Consider the following 25,404-nt stretch of genomic DNA (forward strand, 5'->3'; position numbering starts at 1 on the left):
TGTGAATGTTCATCCGGTCCCTCCCTGGATACTGAAGCATCGCAACCTCAGCATCCCCGGTCCGGACCGGATGGACAACCTAATGAAAGCTCACAGCTAGCGGCACGCCGACAATGGGAAGATCATGCTGACAGTGACCCCGACCGCGATCGACGCGGTGAAGATCATCACGCCGACAGCGTTCGCGGATTCGCGTGGCGTGTTCTGTGAGACCTACAACAGGCAGCGCTTCGTCGACCACGGCATTGCGCTCGACTTCGTCCAGGACAACCAGTCGATCTCCGCCGCCGTCGGCACCATCCGCGGCCTGCACTTCCAGAGCGCGCCGTTCGCACAGGACAAGCTGGTACGGGTGGCGCGAGGCCGCATCCTCGACGTCGCAGTCGATCTGCGCCGATCGTCGCCGACCTACGGCCGATGGGTCGCGGAGGAGCTGTCCGCCGAGGACGGCAAGCAGCTGCTGGTTCCGGTCGGCTTCGCCCACGGCTTCTGCACGCTCGAGCCCGATACGGTGGTGGCCTACAAGGTGACCAATTACTATTCGCCGCCGAACGATCTCGGGATCGCCTGGAACGATCCCGATCTCGCCGTTCGCTGGCCGGTGACCGCCGATCAAGCGGTGCTGTCCGACAAGGACTTGCTGCTGCCGCCTTTCGCGTCGCTGCCCGGCTATTTCGAGTAACAGGATGCGAATCGCCGTCACCGGTCGTCACGGCCAGATCGCGCAGGCGCTCAGCGTCCGCGCGGCCGGCTCGACCGAACAGATCCTCCTGCTGGCCCGGCCGGAGATCGACTTGACACGGCCGGCAGAGCTCGAAGCGACGTTGATCGGACTCGAGCCGGACGCGATCGTCAATGCCGCGGCCTACACGGCCGTCGATCAGGCTGAGACCGAACCAGACCTCGCCGCCGCGATCAACGCCGAAGGCGCAGCCGCCGTCGCGCGCGCGGCAGCGAAACTGGGTGTGCCGATCGTACAATTGTCGACCGACTACGTGTTCGATGGCCGCGGCGACCGCCCCTATCGCGAAGACGACCCTACCGGACCGCTCGGCGTCTATGGCGTCAGCAAGCTGGCCGGCGAACGCGCCGTTGCGCAAGCCGCACCCGATCACGCGATCTTGCGAACCTCCTGGGTCTACAGCCCCTTCGGCAGGAATTTCGTACGCACCATGCTGGCCCTGGCGCGGCAGCGCGACGAAGTGCGCGTGGTGTGCGACCAGGTCGGCGCGCCGACCAGCGCGCTCGATATCGCCGACGGCGTCATCGGCGTCGTCCACAATCTGCTGGCTGAATCGGCGAGGTCCGATTTGCGCGGTGTCTTCCATATGACTGCGGCTGGCACGGCCACGTGGGCCGAATTCGCCGAAGCGAGTTTCGCTCTGTCGCGAGCGGCCGGCGGACCGTCCGCGACGGTGATTCCGATCCCGACGACGGAGTATCCGACCCCCGCCAGGCGGCCGGCGAATTCAAGGCTCGACACCTCGTTGCTCGCCACCGTTCACGGCATTCGCCTGCCGCACTGGCGGCAATCGCTGCAACCGTGTATCGAGCGGCTGCTTGCGCAGGACGCGGACCGACCATGATCACCAAGGGTATTATTCTCGCCGGCGGCAGCGGCACCCGGCTGCATCCGATGACGGCCGCGGTGTCGAAGCAGCTGATGCCGATCTACGACAAGCCGCTGATCTATTATCCGCTGACCACGCTGATGATGGCCGGCATCCGCGATATCCTGATTATCTCGACGCCCGCCGACCTGCCGCGGTTCCGGCAGTTACTGGGCGACGGCGCCTGTTGGGGCATGTCGTTCAGCTATGCCGAACAGCCGAAGCCGGAGGGTCTGGCGCAGGCGTTCATCATCGGCGCCGACTTCGTCGCCGGGCAGCCGTCAGCCTTGGTGCTCGGCGACAATCTGTTCTACGGCCACGATCTGATCCCGTTACTGCAGAACGCTGCGCAGCATCCGGAGGGCGCCACGGTGTTCGCCTATCAGGTCAGCGATCCGGAGCGTTATGGCGTCGTCGAATTCGATTCCGATCAGGTCGCGCGCTCGATCGAGGAGAAGCCGGTGCAGCCGCGCTCGAACTGGGCTGTCACCGGGCTGTATTTCTATGATCGGGACGTCGTCGAGATTGCAGCGAACCTGAAGCCCTCCGCACGCGGCGAGCTCGAGATCACCGACGTCAATCGCACATACTTGGAACGCGGCAAGCTGCGGGTCGAGAAGATGGGCCGGGGGTTCGCTTGGCTCGACACCGGCACGCCCGATAGCCTGCTCGACGCCGGCGAGTTCGTGCGCGTGCTGGAGAAACGCCAGGGCTTCAAGATCTGCTGCCCCGAGGAGATCGCGTTCCGGTTCGGTTGGATCGACGCGCGCCAGCTCGAACGGCTGGCGCAGCCGATCGCCAAGGGCGCCTATGGTCGGTATCTGCTGCGGTTGGCGTCAAATCCGGACGGCCTGGCCTGAAACCGCCGCCGGGCTTGCCTGATCCGGTAGAAGCTGCTGATTACGGGGCTCATCGTTTTACGAGGACGCACGTTTTGTCTGCCCTGCTCGATCGTCTGCGCGCCCGGCTGCGCCGCCTGCTGCGGGCGCCCACGGTGCCGTTCGACGGCTTCACGCTGGTCGGCTACCGCGCCGACGTGCCGAAAGGCATGATCCACGCCCTGCTGGCCGGCGACTATGAAGGCCCCGAGCGCAACGCCATCAAGGCGGTGGTGCGGCCCGGCGACCGCGTGGTCGATATCGGCGCCTGCATGGGGGTGGTGTCGCTGACCGCGGCGCGGGTCGCCGGCGCGGACAACGTCGTGGCGTTCGAGCCGAACCCGGCGGCGGCCGCGGTCGCTGCCGACAATTTCGCCCTCAACCGGCTGCCGGTGCGGCTGGAGCGCGCCGCAGTCGGCGCGCAGGCAGGCACCGCAACGCTGGCGATCGGCGACGGCAGCTGGCTCGGTGCATCGATCGGCGGCAACTATCAGACCACCGTCGAGGTCCCGGTCCGGGCGATCGCCGAAGTGATCGCCGCCTATCAGCCGACCGTGCTGGTGCTCGACGCCGAGGGCATGGAGACCGACATCCTGCCGGCCTGCCCGATGCAGCGGCTGCGCGCGGTGGTGGCCGAATTTCATCTTGCCGGGGTCGATCCGGCCGTCATCGATGGCTTGCGGCATCATCTCGGCGCGCAGGGCTTCGCGCGCGACACCGCGCTGAGCACCTCCGGCACGATGGTCTGCACCGAAGTCTGGACCCGCATACCGGCTGCGGCCGCCACCGCCTGAAGCGAGACTGCGCCGTGCCGAAGAAACTCTCCGACTACACCTTCGCCGACTGGAAGCGGCTGCGGCCGCTGTCGCAGGGGCTGAAGACCGCGCGCTACAACCGGATCGACCGCCGCTATCGCCGGCAGTCCGCCAAGGTCGGCGATCCGGCCGCGGTGGCGCGGATGATCACCGGCCGGCGCGCGCTGTTCACGGTGGCATATCAGGATCCGCAGGCAATCGACTTGCAGGCGCCGCTGATCCGGCTGTTCGTGCCGGGTGCGCTGTACATCGTGGTCGACAATTCGCCCGACGACGACCGCGCCGCCGAGATCCAACGGGTCGCTGCGGCGCACGGGGTGCCTTACTTACGCGCGCCGGAGAATCCGTGGCAGAAGAGCAGCCGCTCGCACGGCATCGTGCTGAACTGGATCTGGCACAACATCATCCGGCCAGGGGCGCCGGAGATGTTCGGTCTGCTCGATCACGATCTGTTTCCGACCGCGCCGGACGATCCGTTCGCGCCGCTCGCCACTCAGGACGTCTACGGTTACGTCCGCACCACCGAGCCGCCGAGCGAGCGCTGGTTCCTGTGGGCCGGCTTCACCATGATGCGGTTCGCCGCCGTGCGCGACCTGCCGCTCGACTTCGGCCAGGACTGGTTCCTTGGCCTCGATACCGGCGGCGGCAACTGGGGGCCACTTTACAGCAAGCTCGACCTCGCCAGACTGCAGCAGTCTCCGTCGCGCTTCGTGCCGTACCGGGAAGGTCTCGCCACCTATGACGGGCCGTTTCAGTGGTGCGGCAGCTGGCTGCACGAAGTCGGCCAGATGGGCGAGCCGGAAATCATGCGCGACAAGCGCCGGGTGGTGATGGAGCTGCTGGCGCCGCACCTCGCCGTCGCCGGGAAACCGCCGGTCGGCTGATCCGGGTCAAGGCGCCCAGCGCCGCGCCGGCCGAAGCTACCACCGCCCCGGCATCGGGCCGGGCGGCCACGAGCGGCGGCCGGAGGTCAGATGCGAGCGACTGGATGAATGAAGCCGACAGTGGCGGTATCGTCACCGCCAGGAATGTCGACCTGTCGAGCTGCGACCGCGAGCTGGTGCAATATCCGGAGGCGATCCAGCCGCACGGCGCGATGCTCACCGTCGACGAGCAGTCCGACCGCGTGCTGCACGCCAGCGCCAACTGCGCGGCGTTCATCGGCAAACCGCCGGAGGCGGTGATCGGCGCCCCGATCGCCGCGGTGCTCGGGTCCGGGTGGCGCGAGCTGATCGGCTCGCTGCGCCGGATGCCGCTCGACAGCGGTCCCGTCAACATCGCCCGGGAGTCCTTCCTCGGCTCGGACCAGGGCTGGCATCTGTTCGCCCATCGCTGCGGCGGCCTGATCATTCTGGAATTCGAGAACGCCGAACCGGAAGCGGCCGGCGCCACCTCGAATCTGTATTCGGCAGTTCGCGCCGATCTCGCGGCGCTACAGGCGACCGAAGGCGTGCAGGCGTTCTTCGATCTTGCCGTCGAGCGGATCCGCGCGTTCACCGGTTACGACCGGGTGATGGCCTATCGCTTCGCCGAGGACGGCAGCGGCCAGGTGATCGCCGAAGCCAGGCGCGAGGATCTCGAACCGTATCTCGGGCTGCATTATCCGGCGAGCGACATTCCGGCGCCGGCGCGGCGACTGTTCGCGCTGAGCTGGGTGCGGCACCTGCCGGATGTCGGCTACACGCCGGTGCCGCTGCTGGCGGCGAAGTCGCCGCTGGTGACCGGACCGGTCGACATGAGCTTCGCGAGCTTGCGCAGCGTCTCGGTGATGTACACCGGGTACCTCAAGAACATGGGCGTGCAGTCGACGCTGGTGATGCCGCTGGTGAAGGAAGGCCGGCTGTGGGGCCTGATCTCGGCGATGCATCATGCCGCTCCCCGCCACATCTCGCACCAGATGCGGATGGCGGCGGAATTTCTCGCCCATACATTGTCGCTGCTGATGTCGGCGAAGGAAGACGCCGAGCAGTTCGAACGAATCAGCGCCAGGAAGGCGTCCGCAGAGGCGCTCACGCGCCTGCTCGACAGCGAGGCCGACATCGGCGCGGCGCTCCGCTCCGCCGGCGCACTCGACCTGCTGAGCACGCTGATCGACGCCGGTGGCGTGGTCGTGCAGACCGGCGGCGAAGCAGCCACGCGTGGCGAGGCGCCGGCGGCCGCGCCGCTGCGCGAGCTGACGAACTGGCTGCTCGAACGCGCCGGGCCGGTGTTCGCCACCGACCGGCTGCCGACGCACGATCCCGCCGCGCAAGCCATCGCCAGCCAGGCCAGCGGCGTGCTGGCGGTACGGCCGATGCCCGATCAGCCGATCCTGATCGCCTGGCTGCGGCCGGAGCAGATCGAGGACGTGCAATGGGCCGGCGACCCGCACAAGCCGGTCGAAATCAGCGATGCCGACGGCATGCAGCGGCTGCGGCCGCGCAACTCCTTCGCACTGTGGAAGGAGAGCGTGCAGGGCCGCGCGGTGCCGTGGCGCGACGACGAGAAGGACGCCGCCACCCGGCTGGCCGCCGCCATCGCCGAGATCGCCGCCGCCCGCAAGGGACGCATCGAGCGGATCAACCGGGCGCTGGAAGCGTCGCATTCGGAGCTGAGCCGCTACACCGACGTCGCCTCCGCCGAGCTGAAGGAGCACCTGCGCGGCATCCATCATCTCACCACCTCGCTGCGCCGCCGCCACGGCGAAGTGCTCGACGAGGAGGGCCGGCAGCAGGTCGCCACCATCCTGAAGCTGACGCAGCGGATGGACGCGCTGGTCGATGCGCTGCTCGACCGCAGCCGGGGCGGCAGCGACTCAGCCGCCGAGACGGTCGACCTCGACGCGGTGGTGGACGACGCGCTGGCGCCGTTCGCGCGCCGGATCGCCGAGGACCGCATCGAGGTGCGCCGGCCGATGCGGCTCGGAACGGTCCACGGTCATCGCGAATGGATCGGCGAGGTGTTCGCCAATCTGATCGGCAACGCGATCAAGTACAACGACAAGCCGGAGCGCTGGATCGAAATCGGCGTCGAAGACGGCACGCCGCCGCGCTACTATGTGCGGGACAACGGCATCGGCATCGCCGAGACCGATCAGCAACTGGTCTTCCAGATGTTCCATCGCGTCGACCAACCGGAGCAGAAAGCCGAAGGCGCCGGCGTCGGTCTGGCGATGACGCGCCGGATCGTGGCGCATCACGGCGGCCGGATCTGGGTGCAATCCCGCCTCGGCGAAGGCGCGACGTTCTACTTCACGCTCGCGCCCGATGGGGAACGGCGCGATGCGTAGCATCGTCCGCCTCGGGCTCTCCCGGCTGCGGCCGCCGCTGATCCTGCTGGCGCTCGTCTTCGCGGTGTCGACGCTCGGGCTGATGCTGATCCCGGGGGTCGATGCTCAAGGTCACCCGTGGCGGATGACGCTGTTCGACGCTTTCTATTTCGTCACCTACACGGCGACCACGATCGGCTTCGGCGAACTGCCGCATCCGTTCACCGACCAGCAGCGCGGCTTCGTCACCGTCATCATCTATCTGTCGGTGATCGGCTGGGCGTGGCTGCTCGGCTCGCTGCTCAGCCTGGTTCAGGAAAAGGCGTTTCAGCAGGCGCTGGTCGACCGCCGGTTTCGCCGCGCTGTCGCCGGGCTGGATCAGCCGTTCTATCTGGTGTGCGGTCTCGGCGACACCGGCATGACGGTGGTGCACGCGCTGCGCCAGCTCGGCTGCCGGCTGATCGCGATCGACAAGGACGAGCGCGCCGTGCAGCAGCTCGAAATCGAGGGGCTGAACGGCAAAGCGCCGGCGCTGATCGCCGATGCCCGCTCGCCGGAGACGCTGACGGCCGCCGGCCTGATGAAGGCAGAATGCAAAGGCGTGCTGACGCTGTGCAACGACGATGAGGTCAATCTCGCCGTCGCGATCGCCGCCTCGATCCTGCGCCCCGGGCTGACGGTGATCGGCCGTGCCGATTCGCAAGCGACCGCCGCGTCGATGAGTTCGCTCGGCACGCACCGGGTGATCAATCCGTTTCGCGAATTCGCCGAACACCTGACGCTGGCGATGCGGGCGCCGGACGTCTACCGGCTGACCGCCTGGCTGACCAGCTCGCCCGGCGCCAATCTGTTTCCGAGCGCGCCGGCGCGGATGCCGGCGGCTCCCGGCCATTGGATCGTGTGCGGCTACGGCCGGTTCGGTCGCGAGGTGGTGGCCGCCGTGCAGCGCGGCGGCTTCACCGCGGCGGTGATCGACCCGGTCGGCTCACGGACCGAAGGCCATCACGCCGTGCACGGCCGCGGGGCCGACATCGCGGCGTTGCGCGAGGCCGGCATCGCGCAGGCATCCGGCATCGTCGCCGGCACCGACGACGATGCCGAGAATCTGGCGATCGCGATCGCGGCGCGGCGGCTGAAGCCCGACATCTTCCTGATCGCCCGACAGAACCTGCGGGCCAGCCACATGCTGTTCGCCAAGCTCGGCGCCGACATCACCATGGTGCCGAGCGAGATCATCGCCCATCAATGTCTGGCCGCGTTGCGAACGCCGCTGCTCGCGGATTTTCTCGACGCCGCGCGCCGCAGCGACGAGTTCTGGGCGTTCACGCTGTCGGAGCGGCTGCGCGCCGCACTCGGCAACGACACCCCGCAGTTCTGGAGCGCCGTGCTCGACGCCGAGAACGCGCCGAAGCTGATCGGAGCCGATGGCGCGCTGAAACAGCCGTTGAGCGTGGCCGAGCTCTGCGTCGATCCGGAGCACCAGGACGCCGCACACCCGCTGCGGCGGCGTGCGATCGTGCTGCGGTTGATCCGAGGCGGCAGCACGATCGAGACGCCCGCAGACGACGTCGTGCTGCAGCCGGGCGATACGCTGCTGTGCGTCGGCTCCGCTGCCGCCCGTGCAACACAGCAGCGGCGGCTCGGAGGCCGCTGAGGCGAGTCAGAACGAGACGCGATGCAGCGCGACGCTGTCGTGCAGCGAGAACAGCGGCCCGTCATACATGAACGAGCACTGGTGGATCACGATGCGGTCGACCTCGACGCTGACATGGGCGTAGTCCGGCGGCTCGTGCGAGCCGGGAATGTGGCCCTCGGCCACCAGATCGAACGCGACCTGATGCGCCAGCCCGCGCTGGATATGATACGGGATGCCGCGCCACACCCCGGAAATCGGCCGGTGCAGATGACCCATGAACAGATAGTCGGGCTTCCGGGTGCGGGCGATCACCTCCCACTCGGCGTCCGGATTGGCGAGCCGGATGGTGTCCATATAGCGCAGCCCGGTGTCGAACGGCGGGTGATGCTGGAACAACAGCAACGGTCGGTCGGCCGGCGCTTCGGCGAGGGCACGTTCGAGGAACGCCAGCCGGGCGTCGCATAGCAGGCCTTCGTGGTTCGGCGCGGCTTCGTTCAGCGTGTCCAGCGTGACGATCGTCGCCGCCTCGAACACCTGCATGGCCTGCACGAAACCGCTCGCATCGCGCGGCACGCCGGGGAAGAACTTGGCGAAGGCGTCGCGCTTGTCGTGATTGCCCATCATCAGGATGGTCGGCGCCCGCAATCCCGCCAACACCGAAGCGAGATTGTCGTAAGCAGGTTCTTCGCCCCAATGCGCCAGATCGCCGGTGACGATCACGAAGGCGATGTCGGGATGCTCGCGGTTGATCCGCGCCACCGCGGCGGCGAGCCGCTCGGCCGGATCGAGCCCGTAGATGCGGCGACCGCGGGCGACGAAATGCGTATCGGTGAGAACGACGAACTTCATCGCGCCATGGTCTCCCTGTTCCAGGCGTTGTAGTCGGGCGAGCCCTCGACCCGGACCTCGCCGGTGTAGCCGAACTCGACCATGTGCACGGTGACGTAGTCGTCGCCGAAGAACACCACGCCGTAGGACTCCGGCAGGTCGGAGGCGCTCAGCATCCGGCGCTCGGAGAACAGCGGATAGCTGGCATGGTTGGTGCCGCGCAGCGAGCTGACCGGCACGCCGGCCACCGAGCCGGCCAGCGGCAGATGGCAGTGGCCGAAGAAGATGTGGCGGATGCGGTCGCGATGCCGGCCGACGATCCGGCGGAATGCGGCGTCGTCGAGCAGCCGGATCTGGTCCATCGGACCGAGATGGGTCGGCATCGGATTGTGATGCATGAACAGCAGGAACGGACCGGGATGTTCGGCGAGTTGCCGGGTCAGCCACGCCTTGCGCGTCTCGCAATAGCGGCCCGCATGGGTGCCGGCTTCGGCGGTGTCGAGCAGCAGGCAGCGGCCGGCCGGGGTATCGACCACGCCCTGCACCAGGCCGTGCTCGTCGGCAGATTCCGGGAACACGCTCAGGAAATTCTCGCGGCGATCGTGATTGCCGATGCACAGCCGCACCGGAATCGGAAACGCACCCAGCTGCGCCTTCAGCCAGCGATAATCGTCCGCATCGCCCCAGTCCGACAGATCGCCGGTGATCACCATCAGCTCGGCATCGTGATGGTCGCGCAGGATGTGGGTCAGCGCTCGCTCGAAATTCAGCCGCGGATTGCGGCCGCCGATCGTCGCACCCGGGGTCGTGAGATGGATGTCGCTGAGATGGATCAGTTTCATGGCCGGCTCCGAACGAAACGCGACGGAGCGCAGGACGCGCTCCGCCGCGAGTTGATCCGTGCGTTACTTGGCGGCGCCGACGGTCTTCGACAGCAGGGCCTGGACATCCTTCGTCATGTCGGCGAGCACCGCGTCCGGCTCCTTGGCACGCGCGCCGGAGACGATCGAGTTGAGGTGATCCTTGATCACGTCGGTGATCTTCAGGCCGTTGTCGCCGGGAAACGCGTACCACTTGGTCAGCAGCGCAAGCTGGCTGACGGCGGTGTAGTTGTTCGGGTTGTTCTGGTAGAAGTTCTTCAGATAGACGTCGTTGGCGACCTTGTTGGGCGGCATGTAGCCGGTGGTCTCCGCCATGATCGCCGCGCCCTTCGGGCCGGTCCAGAACTTCACCACTTCCCAGGCGGCGTCGCGCTTGGCCTTGTCCTTGGCGGTGATCAGCACGACGTTGCCGCCGGCCGGCAGCCGGCCGTTCGGCTTGACGACGTCCGGGAACGCGATCGTCTTCAGCGCGAACTTGCCGCCGATCATGTCGGTGGTCTTCTTCAGGTCCGAGGTCGAGGTGATGTGGATGCCGGTCTTGCCGGCCGCGAAGGTGGCGCGCATCGACGGCTGGTCGAGATTCGGCATGCCGCCCTCGGTGACCAGGCGGGCGATGGTGCGCATCGCGAACTGGCCTTCGGGGCCGTCGAACGCCACCTTGGTTTCGTCGGCGTTGAGCATGGTGCCGCCGCGTGCGAACACCGGCGCCTGCCACAGCCAGTTGCCGGTGATGTCCCAGGCGTAGGTGATGCCGTTGGTGTCGGGGCCGAGCGCCTTGACCTTCTTGGCGAGGTCGAGCATGCCGTCCCAGGTGGTCGGCAGGTTGTTCACATCGCCGCCGGCCTTTTTCACCAGGTCGAGATTGACGTAGACGATCGGCAGCGAGATCGCGAACGGCAGCGCATAGACTTTGCCGCTGGCGGTGCCGATATCGTACATCGCCTGGTGGAAGCCCTGCTTGTCGAAATCCTTCTCGGCCGCGATATAGCCGTCGAGCGGCGCCGGGATGTTCTTGTCGACCAGCACGCGGATGCGGTTGAGGCCCTGGAAGGTGACGTCGGGCAACTGATTGGTCACCGCCTCGCGCAGCACCTTCTGGGTGGCTTCTTCGTACGACTCGTACGGCGCCCGGAACGTGACCTTGATCTCCGGATGCACCTTGGCGAATTCGTCGGCGATCCGCTTGTGGGTCTCGGTGAACAGTTCCGGATACGGAAACTGCAGCACCACCTCGGTCTGCTGCTGGGCGTGGGCAATACCCGCAACCAGCGTCATCGCGGCTGCGGCGATCCATCTCTTCAGCATGTTGGCCTCCTGTTGGGGTTGGATTACTTGAGTCCGGTCAAAGTGATGCCTTCGATGAAGCGGCGCTGCGCGAGCAGGAAGGCGACGACGAGCGGGGTGATGATCACGATCGCGGCCGCCATCAGCGGGCCGTAGCTGGTGCCGGCCTCGGCATTGCGGAAATGCGCGACCGCGAGCGGCGGCGTGTAGTATTGCTGGCTGTTGAGCACGATCAGCGGCCAGAAATAGTCGTTCCAGTGCGCCACCACCGAGAAGATGCCGAACGCGGTGACCGCGGGGATCGCGGTCGGCAGCATCACCCGCCAGACGATCGCGAACTCCGACATCCCGTCCATCCGGGCGGCGTCGAGCAGATCGTCCGGCACGGTCATGAAAAACTGCCGCATCAGGAAGATGCCGAATACCGAGATGGTGAACGGCAGCACCAGCGCCGCGTAGCTGTCGAGCGCGCCGAGTTGGTGCAGCAGCAGGAACACCGGGATCGCGGTCGCCTGCGGCGGGATCAGGATGCCGAACAGCACCAGCGCGAACAGCGCCTTGCGCCCGAGGAAGCGCAGCTTGGCGAGCGCATAGGCGGCCGGCAGCGCGATCAGCACCTGCAGCGCGAAGATCGACACCGTGACGATCACGCCGTTGAGCAGGAAGCGGCCGAGATCGGCCTTGCCGAACGCGATGCGGAGATTGTCCCACAGCGCGAAGTGATGCGGGATCAGATGCAGGTCGCTGGAGTAGATCTCGTCCGGCGGCTTGGACGCCGTCGACAGCATCCAGACGAACGGCGCCAGCATCAGCACCGCGCCGAGCATCAACACGGCGTGGCGGAGAGCGGAGCGGATCAGGCTTGGTCGCACGGCGCTCATGCGTAATGCACCTGCTTGGCGGCGAGCCGCGATTTCACCAAAGTCAGCAGCAGCACCAGGCCGAGGAACACCACGGTCACCGCGGCGGCGTAGCCGGAGCGGAAGAACTCGAAGCCTTCCATGTACATGGTGTGGATCAGCACTTCGGTGGATTTCGACGGCCCGCCCTTGGTGAGGACGTGGACGGTGTCGAACACCTGGAACGACCGGATGCCGGTGATCACCACCACGAACAGCGTCACCGGCCCGAGCATCGGCCAGGTCACCAGCCGGAACCGCGACCACGCGCTGGCCGCGCCGTCGATCTCGGCGGCGTCGTAGAGGTGCTTCGGGATCGACATCAGCCCGGCCAGGAACAGCACCATGTTGAAGCCGACCGCCTGCCAGATCCCGATCGCGCACAGCGCGTACAGCGCGGTGCCGCGATCCTGCAACCAGGGATGCGGTGCGAAGCCGACCATCTTGATCAGCCCGTTCACCAGGCCGAACTGCGGGTGCAGCATGAACTCCCACACGATCGCCATCGCGATCAGGGTCGCCATCACCGGCAGGAAGTAGATGGTGCGATAGAAGCTGCGTAAGCGCGTTCCGCTCTCGATCAGCATCGCGACGCCGAGGCCGAGCGCGACCGAGCCCGGCACCACGATCACCGCGTAAGTCAGCGTGTTGGTCAGCGACATCCAGAACACCCGATCGGCGAACAGCTGCTGATAATTGGCGAGGCCGATCCAGGCGAACGACGGCGCGCCGAGCTGATAATCGGTGAACGACAGCGCCACCACCCCGGCGAGCGGACCGAGCAGCATCAAGAGCATCAGCGTGAACGCCGGGGCGACGAGGCCATAGGCGACGGTGCCGCGGCCGCGACGCCGCGGCCTGGCCGAAGCGCGCGCAGTTGCGGGCGCGTCGAGATCGCGCAGCGCGACGGCGGCATCGGACATGGTGGCCTCAGACATGGGCCACCTCGCGGATCGCCTCGATGGACGTACCGGTCCGAAGCGCGAGCCGCTTGCCGGCGGCGTCGAACAGCCGGATCGCCTCGGGCGCGAAGCCGAACCGCTGGGTGCTGCCGATCGCGGGAAGCCGAAGCGGATCGTCGAGCCGGATCACCACCGGATCGGTCAGCCCGTCGCAGCCGAGATGCACGAAGGCTTCGGCGCCCATGTTCTCGACATGCACCACGACGCCGGACAGATCGCCGCCGCCGAGACTGATCCGCTCCGGGCGGACCGCGACCCGGCACGGCCCGGCGCCCGCCGTGGCGCGGGCTGCGAGCACACGATCCAGCATCACGATGCGGCCGTCGGTCTGCACCGCACCCGGCAGCACGTTGATCTTGGGGCTGCCGATGAACTCGGCGACCCGGATATCGCGCGGATTGTCGTAGACGTCGCTCGGCGTGCCGACCTGCACCAGTTCGCCGCCGATCATCACGGCGATCCGGCCGGACATCGTCATCGCCTCGGCCTGATCGTGCGTGACGTAGACGAAAGTCGCTTTCAGCCGGCGATGCAGCTGCGCGATTTCGGCGCGCATATGAACCCGGAGTTTGGCGTCGAGGTTGGACAGCGGCTCGTCGAACAGGAAGCCGACCGGCTCGCGTACCAAAGCGCGACCGACCGCGACGCGCTGGCGTTGGCCGCCGGAGAGCTGCCCAGGCTTGCGGGCCAGAAGCGGCGAGATCTCGAGCTGGGCGGCGACGCGCTCGACATCGGCGCGGATACTGCGCTCGACACGGTAACGGTTCGGCAACAGCCGGCCGAGCAGCGGCGCGCGCTCCAGTGCCGACAATCGCTTCATCCGCAGCGGCACCGCGATGTTGTCGAACACCGACAGATGCGGGTACAGCGCGTAGGATTGAAACACCATCGCGAGGTTGCGCGCGCTCGGCCGGACGTGATCGACCGCGACGCCGCCGATCTTCACTTCGCCGGCGCTCTGCGGCTCCAGCCCGGCGATCACCCGCAGCAGTGTCGACTTGCCGCATCCGCTCGGCCCGACCAGCGATACGAATTCGCCGTCGTGGATCGACAGATCGACGCCCTTCAGGACTTCGGTGTCGCCGAACGATTTGCGGATCGCGCTGAGCTCGATCTTCGCCATCACCTGTGCTCCGGCCTGATTGCGATGCGGCACAGGGTTACGGGTGGCGTCTGACAGTCACATAACGGTCGCCAGTTTTGCTTATGGCTCTCACCAGGTTTCCTGGTGATGCGGAGAAGCGAGCCCGATGGCCCTGACTTCGGCGCGGGTGCGCGCCGTCAACGCCGTGTTCGATGCCGGCAGCTTCGCAGCCGCGGCGCGGCGGATCGGCGTGACGCAATCGGCGGTGGCGCAATCGGTGCGCGAACTCGAAGGCGAATTCGGCGTGGCGCTGTTCGAGCGCCACGGCGCCAATCTGATTCCGACCTCGCTGTGCCGCCAGCTCTACGGCGCCACCAGCCGGATGCAGGCGATCGAGACCGACGCGCTGTCGATCCTGTCGCAGCGCGAGGAACTGGCCGGCGGCGAACTCCGTGTCGGGCTCGGCAATTCGATGCCGGGCATGGCGCTGATCGCGGCCTTCAAGCAGATGTATCCCAAGGTGCAGGTCGCGATCGAAATCGGAAGCTGGTCGGCGATCGTCGCCGCGGTGGTCGATCAGCGCGTCGACATCGGCATGCTGCCGGACGTGCCGGCCGACCGCCGTTTCCGCCGCGAGATCTGCCTCGAACAGCGCGTGGTTGCGCTGTGCCATCCGAACCATCCGCTGAAGAAGAAACCGCAGGTCTCGATCGCCGAGCTGATGCGCTATCCGCTGGTGTTCCGCACCCGCGACTCGTCAACTCAGCGTGCGGTCGACCGCGCGTTCCGCGCCGCCAACCTGCGGCCGATTCCGTCGATCGTGGTCAACACCCGCGAAGGCATGCTGGAGGCGGTCGCCAATCACCTGGGCATCGGCTTCATGTGGGAGCACGGCTCCAGCCGGGTCGACCGCATCGCCAAGGTGCCGATCGTCGAACTCGATGCCGAGTCGCCGGAGTGCATCTTCGCGCTCGCCGGCAAGAAGGGGCGTCTGGTCGAACTGTTCTTCCTCGCCAATGGCGCCCACTCGCCGCCGCGCGAGTAAGAAGGCGGCGCCGTCGTCAACGCCCTGTCGATGCGGCCACAAAGGTTCGGACCACGTCGCTGACGGGATGGTGCGCGATCTCGGCCGGTGTGCCGAATTGCTCGATGTGGCCCGCAGACAGGATGGCGAGGTGATCGCACTGCATCGCCTCAGGGCCGTCGTGGGTGACGATCAGCATCGTCAGGCCGCTGCGCGCATGGATGCCGCGCAGGATCCGCCACAGCTCGGCTCGCACCAGCGCATCGAGCGCGCTGAACGGCTCGTCGCAGAGGAGGAGATCCGGCTCGATCACCAACGCCCGCGCCAGCGCCACGCGCTGCCGCATCCCGCCGGAGAGCTGGCGCGGATACTTACCGGCATCGTCGCCGGAGAGGCCGACATTCGCGAGCATCGCCCGTGCGCGTTCGCGGCGCTCGCGCTTCTGCAGGCCGAGCGCGATCAGCGGAAACGCCACATTGTCGAGCGCGGTGCGCCACGGCAGCAATGCGGGATCCTGAAACACCATGCCGAGCCGCGTACTGCAGCGATGCACCGCGCCGGCGTCCGGCATCAAGAGCCCGGCGGCGAGCGCCATCAGCGTGCTCTTGCCGCTTCCGGACGGCCCCATCACCGCGGTGATCGAGCCTGCCTCGACGTCGAAATCGATGCCGCGCAGCACCGGCGCCGCCTGATAGCCGAACTGTACGCCGCGGAACTGCAGCACCGGCTCGCTCATCGGCCGCCGCTCCGCTCGTCGTCGCGCCATAGCCAAAGCCGCCGCTGCAGCGGCTGCAGCACGCCGGCATCGACCACGATCAGCACCCCGACCACGACCACCACCCAGGCCATGGTCTCGGCGGTGTCGACATGGGCGCGCGCGGTGGCCAAACCATCGCCGATGCCGCCGGCGCCGGCGAGTAGTTCGGCCATCACCGCGACCTTCCAGGACATCGCCAGCGTGGTCACCAGCGCCGGAAACAGATGGCTCAGCAGTTGCGGCCCATACAGCTCGGTCAACCGCGCCGAGAGCGGCAGCTGGTACACCCGCGCCATCCGGGCCAGCGTGCCGTCGAGACTGCGCACACCTTCCAGCGCCGCGGCGAACAGCATCGGTCCGGTGGCAGCAGCGACCGTCACCACCACCGCCCAGCGCCCGCCGAACCACAGCAGCGCCATCACCACCCAGGCGATCGCCGGCACCCCGAGCAGAATGATCGCGACCGGCTGCAGCGCACGCTGCGCCTCTTCGCGCAGGCCGGCGAGCATCCCGGCACACGAGCCGATCAGCGCGCCGATGATCCAGCCGAGCCCGGCATTGCCGGCGGTCTCGAGCAGCGCCGGCCCGACCTGCCCGGCGCGGATCATCCGCCACAGCGTTAGCGCCGTGTCGCCGAGCCCCGGAAGGACCAAAGGCCCGTAGAGGCGGTGCCCCGCCTGCCACAGCACGAGCAGCAGCGCGATGCCGACCAGGCTCCAGGCCGACGAGACCCGCGGTTTGCCTCGCCGCACCGGCCGCTCACCCTGCATAGAACGCCGGAGCGGGTAGCCGGCCGCCGACGATGCCCGGGTCGAGCTCCATCAGATTCTTGAAGTACACTTCGATGTCGTCGCGTGCTTGTCGCGCCGGAACGACGTCGAGGCGAACATGCGGCAGCGACGCCGCGATCACTTCGGCCGGCAAGCCGAGCGCCGGCGCAGCAAGCTCGGCGGCCTCGCGGGGATGCGCCGCGATCCAGTTACTTGCTTCGACGCAGGTGGCCTGCACTGCGGCCACGATCTCGGGCTGGGTGTCCAGCAGTTCGGCGCTGACTGCGAGCCCGACCTGCGGAATCCGCGCCCCCCGCCCGGTGTGGCGGCCGTACAGTTCGGCGATATCCAATACGCGATAGACCGGCCTGCCCTCCTGCCTGGCGCGCAGCAGCGCGGTGGTGGCGGCGGGTTCGTGCAGCACCGCGACGTCGCTGCGGCCGGCGAGAAACAGCGGCACCGCCTCGCCCGGCGAGCCGACATATTCGCAGCGGACATCGCGGTCCGGATCAAGCCCGGCCCGGCGCAGCACCAGCCGAAACAACAGATCGGGCGCCTCGTTCTTGTTCGACAGCAGAATGCTGCGGCCGGCGAGATCGGTGACCGACCTGATGGCCGGATCGCGCGCCATCACGTAGAGCACGCCCCAGGTAACGACGTTCAGCATCCGCGTCCCGGCGCCGCGATTGAAGAAATTGGCGGCCGCGTAGGTCGAGGTCGCGAACAGCCGGAACTGTCCGGACGCGATCCCGGCGCGCATCTGGTCCGTGCTCTTCCAGAGCTGAAAGCGCGTTCCGGGCGCGATCTGTTGCAGCCGCTCCGACGTCACCGCGCGGACGAACAGCGCCGACGGCGTTGCCGGAATCCCCCACAGCGTCAGCGGCTCGGCCGCGAACGCCCGCGTCAGGTCCAGCATCGGCAACGCCGCCAGGCCGCACACGACCTCGCGACGATTGACCAGCGGGTGCTGAGGCGAAGTCATCACGAGCCCCCGTCAGTACAGGATCGTGCTCATGGTGAGATCGTCCCAGATCTCCTTGACGGTGTGCTGCAGCTCGCGCTTGCGCGAGGCATAGTGAGTGTGCAGCAGCTGATGCGCGATCTCGGAATTCGGCGCCTGCAGCAGTTCGCGGTACAGCGCCTGCACCTGGGGATTGTTGTGCGACTGCCGGACCTTGGCGGCGCGGTCGACATTGTAGATGGTCTCGCGCCGCTTCAGCGCCAGCGGCAGATACGCCTTCTTCGAGCGCAGCGACCCGCCGCCGTCGACGCAGCCGCCCGGACAGGCCATCACCTCGATGAAATCGTAGTTCGCCTCGCCGCTCAGCACCGATTCCACCAGCCGGCGGGTGTCGCCGAGGCCGTGAACCATGGCGACCTTGACCTCGCCGACCGGGCCGCCGAGATCGACACTGGCCTCGCGCAGCCCTTCAAAGCCGCGGAGCTGCGTCAGCTCGATCCGATCAAGCTCGCGGCCGTTCACCAGCGCGTAGATGGTCCGCACCGCCGCTTCCATCACGCCGCCGGTGGTGCCGAAGATCGCACCGGCGCCGGAATACGCGCTCATGAACGGCCGGTCGAACTGCGACGACGGCAGGTCCTTCAGGTCGATGCCCTCGCGCCGCAGCAGCCGGGCGAATTCGCGCGTGGTCAGCACCAGGTCGGTTTCCGGATGGCCGTCGTGCGACAGTTGCGGCCGTACCGCCTCGTCCTTCTTGGCGATGCACGGCATGATCGAGATCACCCGGATACGTTCTGCCGGCACGCCGAGCTGCGCTGGCAAGTAGCTCTTGGCGATCGTCGACAGCACCTGCTGCGGCGACTTGGTCGAGGACAGCAGCGGCAGCACCTCCGGATAGTGGATCTCGGCGAAATTGATCCAGGCCGGGCAGCACGACGTGAAGGTCGGGCGCCGGCCCTGCTTCAGCCGCGCCAGCAGCTCGGCGCCCTCCTCCATGATCACCACGTCGGCGGCGAAATTGGTGTCGAGCACCACGTCGACCCCGAGCTTGCGGCAGGCGGCGATGATCTGGCCTTCGACATTGGTCCCGGCCGGCATGCCGAATTCCTCGCCGAACGCCACCCGCACCGCCGGTGCGAACTGCACCACGGTAACGACGTTCGGATCGCAGATATAGCTGAGGGCCCGCTCGGTCTCGTCGCGTTCGCCGAGGGCGCCGGTCGGACAGACCAGCACGCATTGGCCGCAGGAGACGCAGACCGAGTTCGGATAGCCGTCCGCGTCGCGCAGCGCCACAACCCGTTCCATGCCGCTGCCTTCGATCGCCAAGGCGTCGATCTTCTGGTGATAGCGGCAGATCGCCACGCAGCGCTGGCAGCGGACACAGCGCCGCATGTCGCGCACCATCGACGGCGAACTCTGATCGACCGGGCGCGACTCGGTCCGTTCCCGATCGAAAAACCGGTTCTGCTGCAACCCGACGAACTGCGCCAGATCCTGCAGCTCGCAACTGCCGTGGCGGATACAGGTCGCGCAATCCTGCAGATGGTCGGCCATCAAGAGCTCGACCTGCAGACGCTGCATGTCGCGCGCCTTCTTGGAGCGGGTCTGCACCTCCATGCCGTTGCGCACCGGGGTGTTGCAGGCGGTGACGATCTGCGCCGTGTCCTTGCCGGCCTGCAGGATCTCGACCAGGCAGACCCGGCAGGCACCGGGGGTGTGATCGATGTCTTCCAGTTCGCACAGCGTCGGGATGTAGACGTCGTAGCGCCGCGCGCAGGACAGGATGGTCTCGTTGGCAAAGCCGGCGCAGGCGATGCCGTTGATCGACAGCGCGATCGTCGCCTCGGCGGGATCGCGGGCAGAATGGCCGGCCTGATCGGGGGTGCACATCGCTTCAAGCCGCTCCTTCCGGGATCGGATGCTTGGTGACGACGGAATAGACGCGATAGCAACGCATGCAGCGCTGGGTTTCGGCGTAGGCGGCGCGAGCGTCGATGGTCTGCTCGACCTCGCCGAACATGTGCTTGCGCAGTTCGGGATCGATTTCGGGATTGTGCACCCGATAGGCGTTGCGCACCGGCGCCGCGACGATCTCGTTGGCCATCATATGATTGTCGGCGATCAGCTTGCGCATCCGCGACCGCTTGAAGAACCGCACCGAGCCGCGCTGAATCCAGTCGTCGATGTTGCGCGCCGCCTTCAGCCCGGCGGCCATGGCGTAGACCAGGGTCGACGGACCGGTGACGCAATCGCCGCCGGCGAATACGCCCGGCCGCGAGGTGGCGAGCACCCGATCGGTCGCGACGCAGCGCCAGCGGTCGAAGGCGATGCCGTCGCTCTCGATCAGCGGGCCGTCCTCGACTTGCTGGCCAATCGCAGCGATCAGCACGTCACAACGCATCGCCGTCTCGCTGCCCGGGATCGGCTTTACCGAGCGCCGCCCGCTGGCATCGGGCTCACTCGCCTGCATCTTCGTCAGCACTACGCCGGTGACCTTGCCGTGCTCGGTGACGATCTCGGCCGGTGCGCTGAGCACGTGGAACTCGACGCCTTCGGCGCGGGCGGCTTCGATCTCGGCCGGATCGGCCGGCATGTCGGCGAGGGTGCGGCGATAGACGACGTGGACCTTGGCGGCGCCGAGGCGGATCGCCGAACGCACGCAGTCCATTGCGACATTGCCGCCGCCGACCACCACCACCTCGCCCTGCAGCGCCAGCGGTGCGATGCCGTCGACATGGTCGTGAACCTTGAGCAGAAAGTCGATGCCGCTGAAGTAGCCGCCATGCGCGAGGTCTTCGCCCGCAACGCCGAGCCGGGCGCCCTGCTGGCAGCCGAGGCCGAGGAACACCGCGCGATAGCCGCGCGCGAACAGATCGTCGATCGAGAAGTCGCGGCCGAGCCGCTGCTCAAACAGGAAGCGGCCGCCGAGATCGACGATGATATCGGTCTCCAGCGCCAGCGTGTCCTTGGGCAGCCGGTAGCTCGGAATCCCGATCTGTGCCATGCCGCCGGCCTGGCTGGCTTTGTCGAAGACGTCGACGTGATAGCCGCGCAGCAGCAGGTGATAGGCGCAGGAGATTCCCGCCGGGCCGGCGCCGACCACCGCTACCCGCATGCCGTCGGCGAGCGGCTTGCGGATCATGTCGCGGGTGAATTTCAGCGCGTGCGGACCGCTCTGCTGGTCGGCGACGTAGCGCTTCAGCGTCTTGATGCCGACCGCCTCGTCGACGAATTTGCGCCGGCACGCCTGCTCGCAGTAACGCACGCAGACCCGGCCGCAGGTCGCCGCCATCGGGTATTTCTGCAGCAGGACGCCGAGCGAGCTCTCGGGCTTGCCGTCGCGGATGTAGTCGATGTAGCGCGGCACGTTGATCTTGGAGGGGCACGCCTCGATGCACGGCGCGGTGACGTAGGCCATGCCGTGCTGGGCCGGAATCGGCCGGCCGGGCGCCAGCTCCTGTTCGATCCGGCCGCGAAACTCGCGCAGCACCGCGAGCAGCGCGACCGCACAGGTCTGGCCCAGCCCGCACAGCGAGGTCTGACGGATCTGCTCACCCAGCACCACGATGTCGTCGAGTGTCAGGACGGCGTCGAGACCGCGTCGCATCTGGTCGAGCGCGTCCCGCACCAGCACCGTTCCGACCCGGCAGGGTGTGCAGGCGCCGCAGGACTGCTCGGCCGCGGTCTTGAGGTAATGAAACAGCGCGTCGACCAGCGACACGGTGGGATCGAACACGAAGAAGCCGCGATCGGCGATGAAGGCGCGGATCGCATTGCCCTCATCGAACTCGTCGAAGTTCTCGAGCGCGTAGTCGGTCGCCCGCGCATCGAACCCGCCGGCTCGCGCGTCGTAGGCCACCCCGTCCCAGACTCCGTACACCACCTGCGTCATTTCGACCCCGTTCCAGCAGGGCGCGCGCGCACCGACCGGGCCGATCAAAGCCGATTTGCGCTGAAGTGATGATGACACAGATCAGAAATGGCGGCCGGCCGAGGCCGGACGGTCGGCGCACCTCATCGGCGCTTTGCGTCCGCTCCGGCTTTCAGTCGCCGCCGGCCGAGACCTTAAAACAGCTCGAAGTCACAATCGCTTGCAGCAGGCGCCTGCTGCCTGGTGACGAGCCCGAACCGCAGCAGGAATTGGCGGTGGACGTCGCGCTCACGCTCCATCGTGTAGCGGGCGTAGAGCTGGTCGAGCACGGATTCTTCCGCGTGGCCGAAGGTGGCCCGCCCGAGATCGCCGCCTGCTTCCTCGAGGCGTTCGGCGACCGCCGGCAGCGTCGAGGCGCTGGATCCGAGCGACGTCATCTGTTCGCGGGCACTGTTCATGACGGCGTCGAACTTGCCGCCCTCGTCGATGAGCCGGCCGATCAGTCCGCCGAGCCGGTCGTTGCCGGCCTCGACGTCCTGCAGAGTCTGCAGGATCGCCGCCTCCATGCCGGACAGCTTGGCCGGATCGCTGCTCGCCCGGGTGTTGCGCAGATCGGCGCCGACCTTGCCGATCTCCGACAGCAGCGGCCTCAGCCGCGCCGCCGCCCCGGTCATCTGGTCGGCGGTGAGCTTCATTTCGTTGGCGATCACCACGAAGGCGCGCCCCTTGGCGCCGAGGTGGCCGGCCTTGAGCCCGGCATTCATCCCGATCAGGGAGATGTCGACCACGGAATCCGTCAGGTCGGCGATGGCGGCGCCGAAGGTTTCCAGCGTATTCTCGACCACACCCAGGGCTTCGTCGATCGAGCGGCCGCCGTCTTCGCACATCGCGATCAAACCGGAGGCCTGGGCGAGGGCCTGCCGCACCCGCGACAGAAACGATGCCGAGCCGCCCTCCCGGCCGCCGTGCAGCGACCGGCCCTTTTCGACCAGCGTCGCCACTTCGGTCAGAATCGTCGACAGCGACCGGACGATGTCGACGATCCCGGCGTCGAATTCCTGTTGGGTGTCGTGCAGCTGCACCGCTTCGAGATGGACCAGCAGCCGGGGCAGCGGCTGCACTTCAGTCGTGTCCGGCACCAGCGTCGGCTCCGGATCGGCGGCGCGGCGCAGACCTTCGCAGACATGCTCCAGCCGCTGACGCGTACTGTCGCCGGCCTGCAGCGACACGATCGAGCGTCCGACCACTTCGCTGATGGTCCGGGCGCTGCTGCCGGCCAGCTCGGCGACGCCGACGCTGCCGTTGCGCTGCCGGCCGAGATCGGCGAACGCCGACATCAATTCGCCGCCGGAGGCGCCGAGTTGTGGCCGGTAGCGCCGCTCGAATTCACTCTGGCGGCCCCAGGTGGTTTCCACCGCCGCCGCCAGCAATTGCTGATCCTTGACGCAGGCTTCGATCGACGACTGCACGGTCTTGCCGAGATCGTAGGCCTCGCGGGTGAAGGCGATGAAGCCCTCGCGATCGCCTTCGAGCGAGGCCGATTCGATCCGGGCGCTACGCGCGATGGTGGTGATCATTTCGACGTGCTTGAGCAATTGCTTCAGCAGCGCCCCCGCCTCGCCGACGTTGCGGCGCAGCTGATCGAGCAGCGCGCTTTCGGCCGGCAGCGTGTCGGCGAGGCTGTTCAGCCGGCCGGCGATGTCGCGCAGCGCGCCGGATGCGCCCTCGATCTGCGCGGAGGACAATTCGCGGGCGAGTTCGCTGAGGGCCTCGTTCAGCCCCTGGAAGATGCCGTGGCCTTCGCCGAGCTGCCCCCCGACCTGGGCGAAAGTCGTTTCGATCCGGGACGCGACCAGTTCGATCGACGCGACGGCGTCGGCAATCGGATGTTTCAACGCGGACACGACGCGATCAATCCGCCGCGACCGGCTGCTTGGCCTGCTGCCAGGCCATGATCTCGCGCGGGATCTGGTTCAGCGACACCACCTTCTCGACCGCGCCGCAGGCGATCGCCTCCTTCGGCATGCCGAACACCACGCAGCTCTCTTCGTCCTGGGCGCAGGTGGCGGCGCCGAGCTTGCGCATCTCCAGGAGGCCGCGGGCGCCGTCGTCGCCCATCCCGGTCATGATGATGCCGAGCGCGTTGGCGCCGGCATATTGCGCGGCGGAGCGGAACAGCACGTCGGCCGAAGGGCGATGCCGCGACACCGGCGGGCCGTCCTTGATGGCGATCTGATAGCGCAGGCCGCTGCGCACCAGCAGCATGTGCCGGGCGCCGGGCGCGATATAGGCCCAGCCCGGCAGCACCGGATCGCCGTCCTCGGCTTCCTTGACGTTGATCCGGCAGCCGGCGTTGAGCCGCTTGGCGAAGGCGGCGGTGAAGCCCTGCGGCATGTGCTGCACGATCAGGATGCCCGGGCAGGTCGGCGGCAGCACTTCGAGCACGTCGTACAGCGCCTCGGTGCCGCCGGTCGACACCCCGATGCAGACGATCCGCTCGGTGGTCGGGCGCGACCGTCCGGCCACCGGCGGCGGGATGATGGCGTCGGCGGTCAGCTTCTGTTCGATCACCTTGCGGGCCGCGCGCGGTCGGACCCGGGCGCGCGCCGCGGACTTGATCGCTTCGCGCAGCCGGCCGGAGCTCTCCAGCAGCGCCTGCCGGGTATCAACCCGGGGCTTGGGCACGATGTCGACCGCGCCGGCCTCGAACGCCTCGAACATCAGGTCGGAGCCCTCGGCCGTCAGCGACGAGCAGATCACCACCGGAATCGGATGCTGCGCCATGATCTTGCGCAGGAACGTCATGCCGTCCATCCGCGGCATCTCGATGTCGAGCAGGATGACGTCGGGCAGTTCGTTCTGCAGCCGCTTCGCCGCCACGAACGGGTCGGACGCGGTGGCGATCACTTCGATCTCGGGGTCTTCGCCGAGGATGGTGCCGAGGACCTGTCGCACCGAGGCGGAGTCGTCCACGATCAGGACCCGGACCTTCTGCTTCGCCATCTGATGCGCTCCGATCATCCCTACAGCTTAAAGACGGTTGGTTGAACCTGCCTTAACTTCGGCAGAGCGCTGTGAATCATCGACTCGGAGTGGCCGACCAGCAGATAGCCGCCCGGCCGCAGATGCGAGCACAACTGCTCGACCACTTTGCGCTGGGTGTCGCGGTCGAAATAGATCAGCACGTTGCGGCAGAAGATGACGTCGACGTCGCGGTCCACCGGATAGGACGCGTCCATCAGGTTCATCCGGGTGAAATGGGTCAACCGGCGCAGCTCCGGCACCACCCGCACCTGATCCCGGGAGCGGTCGCGCGAGGTCAGAAAATAGCGGCCGACGAACGGCGCCGGCACCGGCGCGACCACCTCGCGATTGTAGATCGCCGCCTTGGCGAGACGCAGCACGGCGGTCGAAATATCGGTGCCGAGAATCCGGAACTGAAACCGCGACCCGGATCGCACCATGTCGTCCAGCACCATCGCGGTGGTGTAGGCCTCCATGCCGGTCGAGCAGGCGGCGCTCCAGATCTTCAAATCGTTGGACTTGCGGCTGGGCAGCTTCAGCAGCTCCGGCACCGCCACCGTCTTCAGGAATTCGAAATGCTGCGGCTCGCGAAAGAAGTCGGTCTTGTTGGTGGTGACGACGTCGATCAGATGCGTCAATTCGTCTTCGAGTATCTGTTTGTCGAACAGATTGTCGACGTATTCGCCGACGCCCGAATAGTTCAGCGCCCGCACCCGCTTGTGCAGCCGCCCCTCCAGCATCAAGCGCTTGGCGTTCGGCATCTTGATGCCGACCTGGTCTTCGATCAGTTCGGCGAGCGAACGAAACTGCCTGTCCGACAGCTGGCGCTTGGCTTGGACCATGAGGATACTCTTCGTTACGGTCCACCGA

22 protein-coding genes are annotated in these 25,404 nt (G+C 67.4%); 8 read left to right on the forward strand and 14 right to left on the reverse strand.

Annotation, left to right across the window (positions count from 1 at the left end):
* Positions 1–124: 124 nt before the first annotated feature.
* From rfbC to DWA33_RS20670, 7 genes are all read left to right on the forward strand, one after another.
* Positions 125–682: a dTDP-4-dehydrorhamnose 3,5-epimerase gene (gene rfbC, locus DWA33_RS20640; protein WP_114360392.1), complete on the forward strand. Its 558-nt coding sequence runs from the start codon at positions 125–127 to the stop codon at positions 680–682.
* Between the two features lie 4 nt (positions 683–686).
* Positions 687–1,586: a dTDP-4-dehydrorhamnose reductase gene (gene rfbD, locus DWA33_RS20645; protein ID WP_114360393.1), complete on the forward strand. Its 900-nt coding sequence runs from the start codon at positions 687–689 to the stop codon at positions 1,584–1,586.
* A complete protein-coding gene (rfbA, locus tag DWA33_RS20650) occupies positions 1,583–2,470 on the forward strand; it encodes a glucose-1-phosphate thymidylyltransferase RfbA (RefSeq protein ID WP_114360394.1) in 888 nt (295 codons plus the stop codon). Before rfbD ends, rfbA begins: the two co-directional genes overlap by 4 nt.
* A 74-nt stretch (positions 2,471–2,544) precedes the next feature.
* Positions 2,545–3,282, forward strand: a complete 738-nt coding sequence (locus tag DWA33_RS20655; RefSeq protein ID WP_114360395.1) for an FkbM family methyltransferase — start codon at positions 2,545–2,547, stop codon at positions 3,280–3,282.
* 14 nt (positions 3,283–3,296) lie between these two features.
* Entirely contained in the window at positions 3,297–4,187 is an 891-nt protein-coding gene (locus tag DWA33_RS20660; RefSeq protein WP_114360396.1) for a hypothetical protein, read from the forward strand.
* Positions 4,188–4,291: 104 nt separating this feature from the next.
* A complete protein-coding gene (locus tag DWA33_RS20665; protein WP_114360397.1) occupies positions 4,292–6,571 on the forward strand; it encodes an ATP-binding protein in 2,280 nt (759 codons plus the stop codon).
* On the forward strand, positions 6,564–8,204 hold the full coding sequence (locus DWA33_RS20670) for a potassium channel family protein (protein ID WP_114360445.1): 1,641 nt from the start codon (positions 6,564–6,566) through the stop codon (positions 8,202–8,204). The genes DWA33_RS20665 and DWA33_RS20670 overlap by 8 nt, the downstream gene beginning before the upstream one ends.
* A gap of 6 nt (positions 8,205–8,210) precedes the next feature.
* Here DWA33_RS20670 and DWA33_RS20675 read toward each other — a convergent pair whose 3' ends face one another.
* The 6 genes from DWA33_RS20675 to DWA33_RS20700 form a co-directional block, all read right to left on the reverse strand.
* Positions 8,211–9,035: a phosphodiesterase gene (locus tag DWA33_RS20675; RefSeq protein ID WP_114360398.1), complete on the reverse strand. Its 825-nt coding sequence runs from the start codon at positions 9,033–9,035 to the stop codon at positions 8,211–8,213.
* Positions 9,032–9,856: a phosphodiesterase gene (locus DWA33_RS20680; RefSeq protein WP_114360399.1), complete on the reverse strand. Its 825-nt coding sequence runs from the start codon at positions 9,854–9,856 to the stop codon at positions 9,032–9,034. The genes DWA33_RS20675 and DWA33_RS20680 overlap by 4 nt, the downstream gene beginning before the upstream one ends.
* A gap of 63 nt (positions 9,857–9,919) precedes the next feature.
* Positions 9,920–11,200 carry an ABC transporter substrate-binding protein gene (locus DWA33_RS20685; protein ID WP_114360400.1) on the reverse strand — a complete coding sequence of 427 codons (1,281 nt, stop codon included), beginning with the start codon at positions 11,198–11,200 and terminating at the stop codon, positions 9,920–9,922.
* A 23-nt stretch (positions 11,201–11,223) separates the two neighbouring features.
* Positions 11,224–12,060, reverse strand: a complete 837-nt coding sequence (locus DWA33_RS20690; RefSeq protein WP_114360401.1) for a carbohydrate ABC transporter permease — start codon at positions 12,058–12,060, stop codon at positions 11,224–11,226.
* On the reverse strand, positions 12,057–13,016 hold the full coding sequence (locus DWA33_RS20695; RefSeq protein WP_114360402.1) for a carbohydrate ABC transporter permease: 960 nt from the start codon (positions 13,014–13,016) through the stop codon (positions 12,057–12,059). Before DWA33_RS20695 ends, DWA33_RS20690 begins: the two co-directional genes overlap by 4 nt.
* Positions 13,009–14,163 (reverse strand): ABC transporter ATP-binding protein, encoded by a 1,155-nt coding sequence (locus tag DWA33_RS20700; RefSeq protein ID WP_114360403.1) that lies wholly within the window; start codon positions 14,161–14,163, stop codon positions 13,009–13,011. Before DWA33_RS20700 ends, DWA33_RS20695 begins: the two co-directional genes overlap by 8 nt.
* Positions 14,164–14,290: 127 nt before the next feature.
* Between DWA33_RS20700 and DWA33_RS20705 the strand changes: the two genes are divergently transcribed.
* Positions 14,291–15,169, forward strand: a complete 879-nt coding sequence (locus DWA33_RS20705) for a LysR family transcriptional regulator (RefSeq protein WP_114360404.1) — start codon at positions 14,291–14,293, stop codon at positions 15,167–15,169.
* Positions 15,170–15,185: 16 nt separating this feature from the next.
* Here the strand turns inward: DWA33_RS20705 and DWA33_RS20710 are convergent, their stop codons facing one another.
* The 8 genes from DWA33_RS20710 to DWA33_RS20745 form a co-directional block, all read right to left on the reverse strand.
* A complete protein-coding gene (locus tag DWA33_RS20710; protein WP_114360405.1) occupies positions 15,186–15,884 on the reverse strand; it encodes an ABC transporter ATP-binding protein in 699 nt (232 codons plus the stop codon).
* On the reverse strand, positions 15,881–16,657 hold the full coding sequence (locus tag DWA33_RS20715) for an ABC transporter permease (protein WP_244601358.1): 777 nt from the start codon (positions 16,655–16,657) through the stop codon (positions 15,881–15,883). Before DWA33_RS20715 ends, DWA33_RS20710 begins: the two co-directional genes overlap by 4 nt.
* Positions 16,658–16,664: 7 nt before the next feature.
* The gene (locus DWA33_RS20720; RefSeq protein ID WP_114360407.1) at positions 16,665–17,657 is read right to left on the reverse strand and encodes an ABC transporter substrate-binding protein; all 993 of its coding nucleotides are present in this window, start codon (positions 17,655–17,657) and stop codon (positions 16,665–16,667) included.
* A 12-nt stretch (positions 17,658–17,669) separates the two neighbouring features.
* Complete coding sequence (locus DWA33_RS20725) at positions 17,670–19,529, reverse strand: [FeFe] hydrogenase, group A (protein ID WP_114360408.1); 1,860 nt, start codon at positions 19,527–19,529, stop codon at positions 17,670–17,672.
* Between the two features lie 4 nt (positions 19,530–19,533).
* Positions 19,534–21,531 (reverse strand): FAD-dependent oxidoreductase, encoded by a 1,998-nt coding sequence (locus DWA33_RS20730; RefSeq protein WP_114360446.1) that lies wholly within the window; start codon positions 21,529–21,531, stop codon positions 19,534–19,536.
* 173 nt (positions 21,532–21,704) lie between these two features.
* A complete protein-coding gene (locus tag DWA33_RS20735; RefSeq protein WP_114360409.1) occupies positions 21,705–23,414 on the reverse strand; it encodes a methyl-accepting chemotaxis domain-containing protein in 1,710 nt (569 codons plus the stop codon).
* Positions 23,415–23,421: 7 nt separating this feature from the next.
* Complete coding sequence (locus tag DWA33_RS20740; protein WP_114360447.1) at positions 23,422–24,513, reverse strand: protein-glutamate methylesterase/protein-glutamine glutaminase; 1,092 nt, start codon at positions 24,511–24,513, stop codon at positions 23,422–23,424.
* A 20-nt stretch (positions 24,514–24,533) separates the two neighbouring features.
* Positions 24,534–25,376, reverse strand: a complete 843-nt coding sequence (locus DWA33_RS20745; RefSeq protein WP_114360410.1) for a CheR family methyltransferase — start codon at positions 25,374–25,376, stop codon at positions 24,534–24,536.
* Positions 25,377–25,404: the final 28 nt, after the last annotated feature.

The organism is Rhodopseudomonas pentothenatexigens (genome assembly GCF_900218015.1).
GTDB lineage: Bacteria > Pseudomonadota > Alphaproteobacteria > Rhizobiales > Xanthobacteraceae > Rhodopseudomonas > Rhodopseudomonas pentothenatexigens.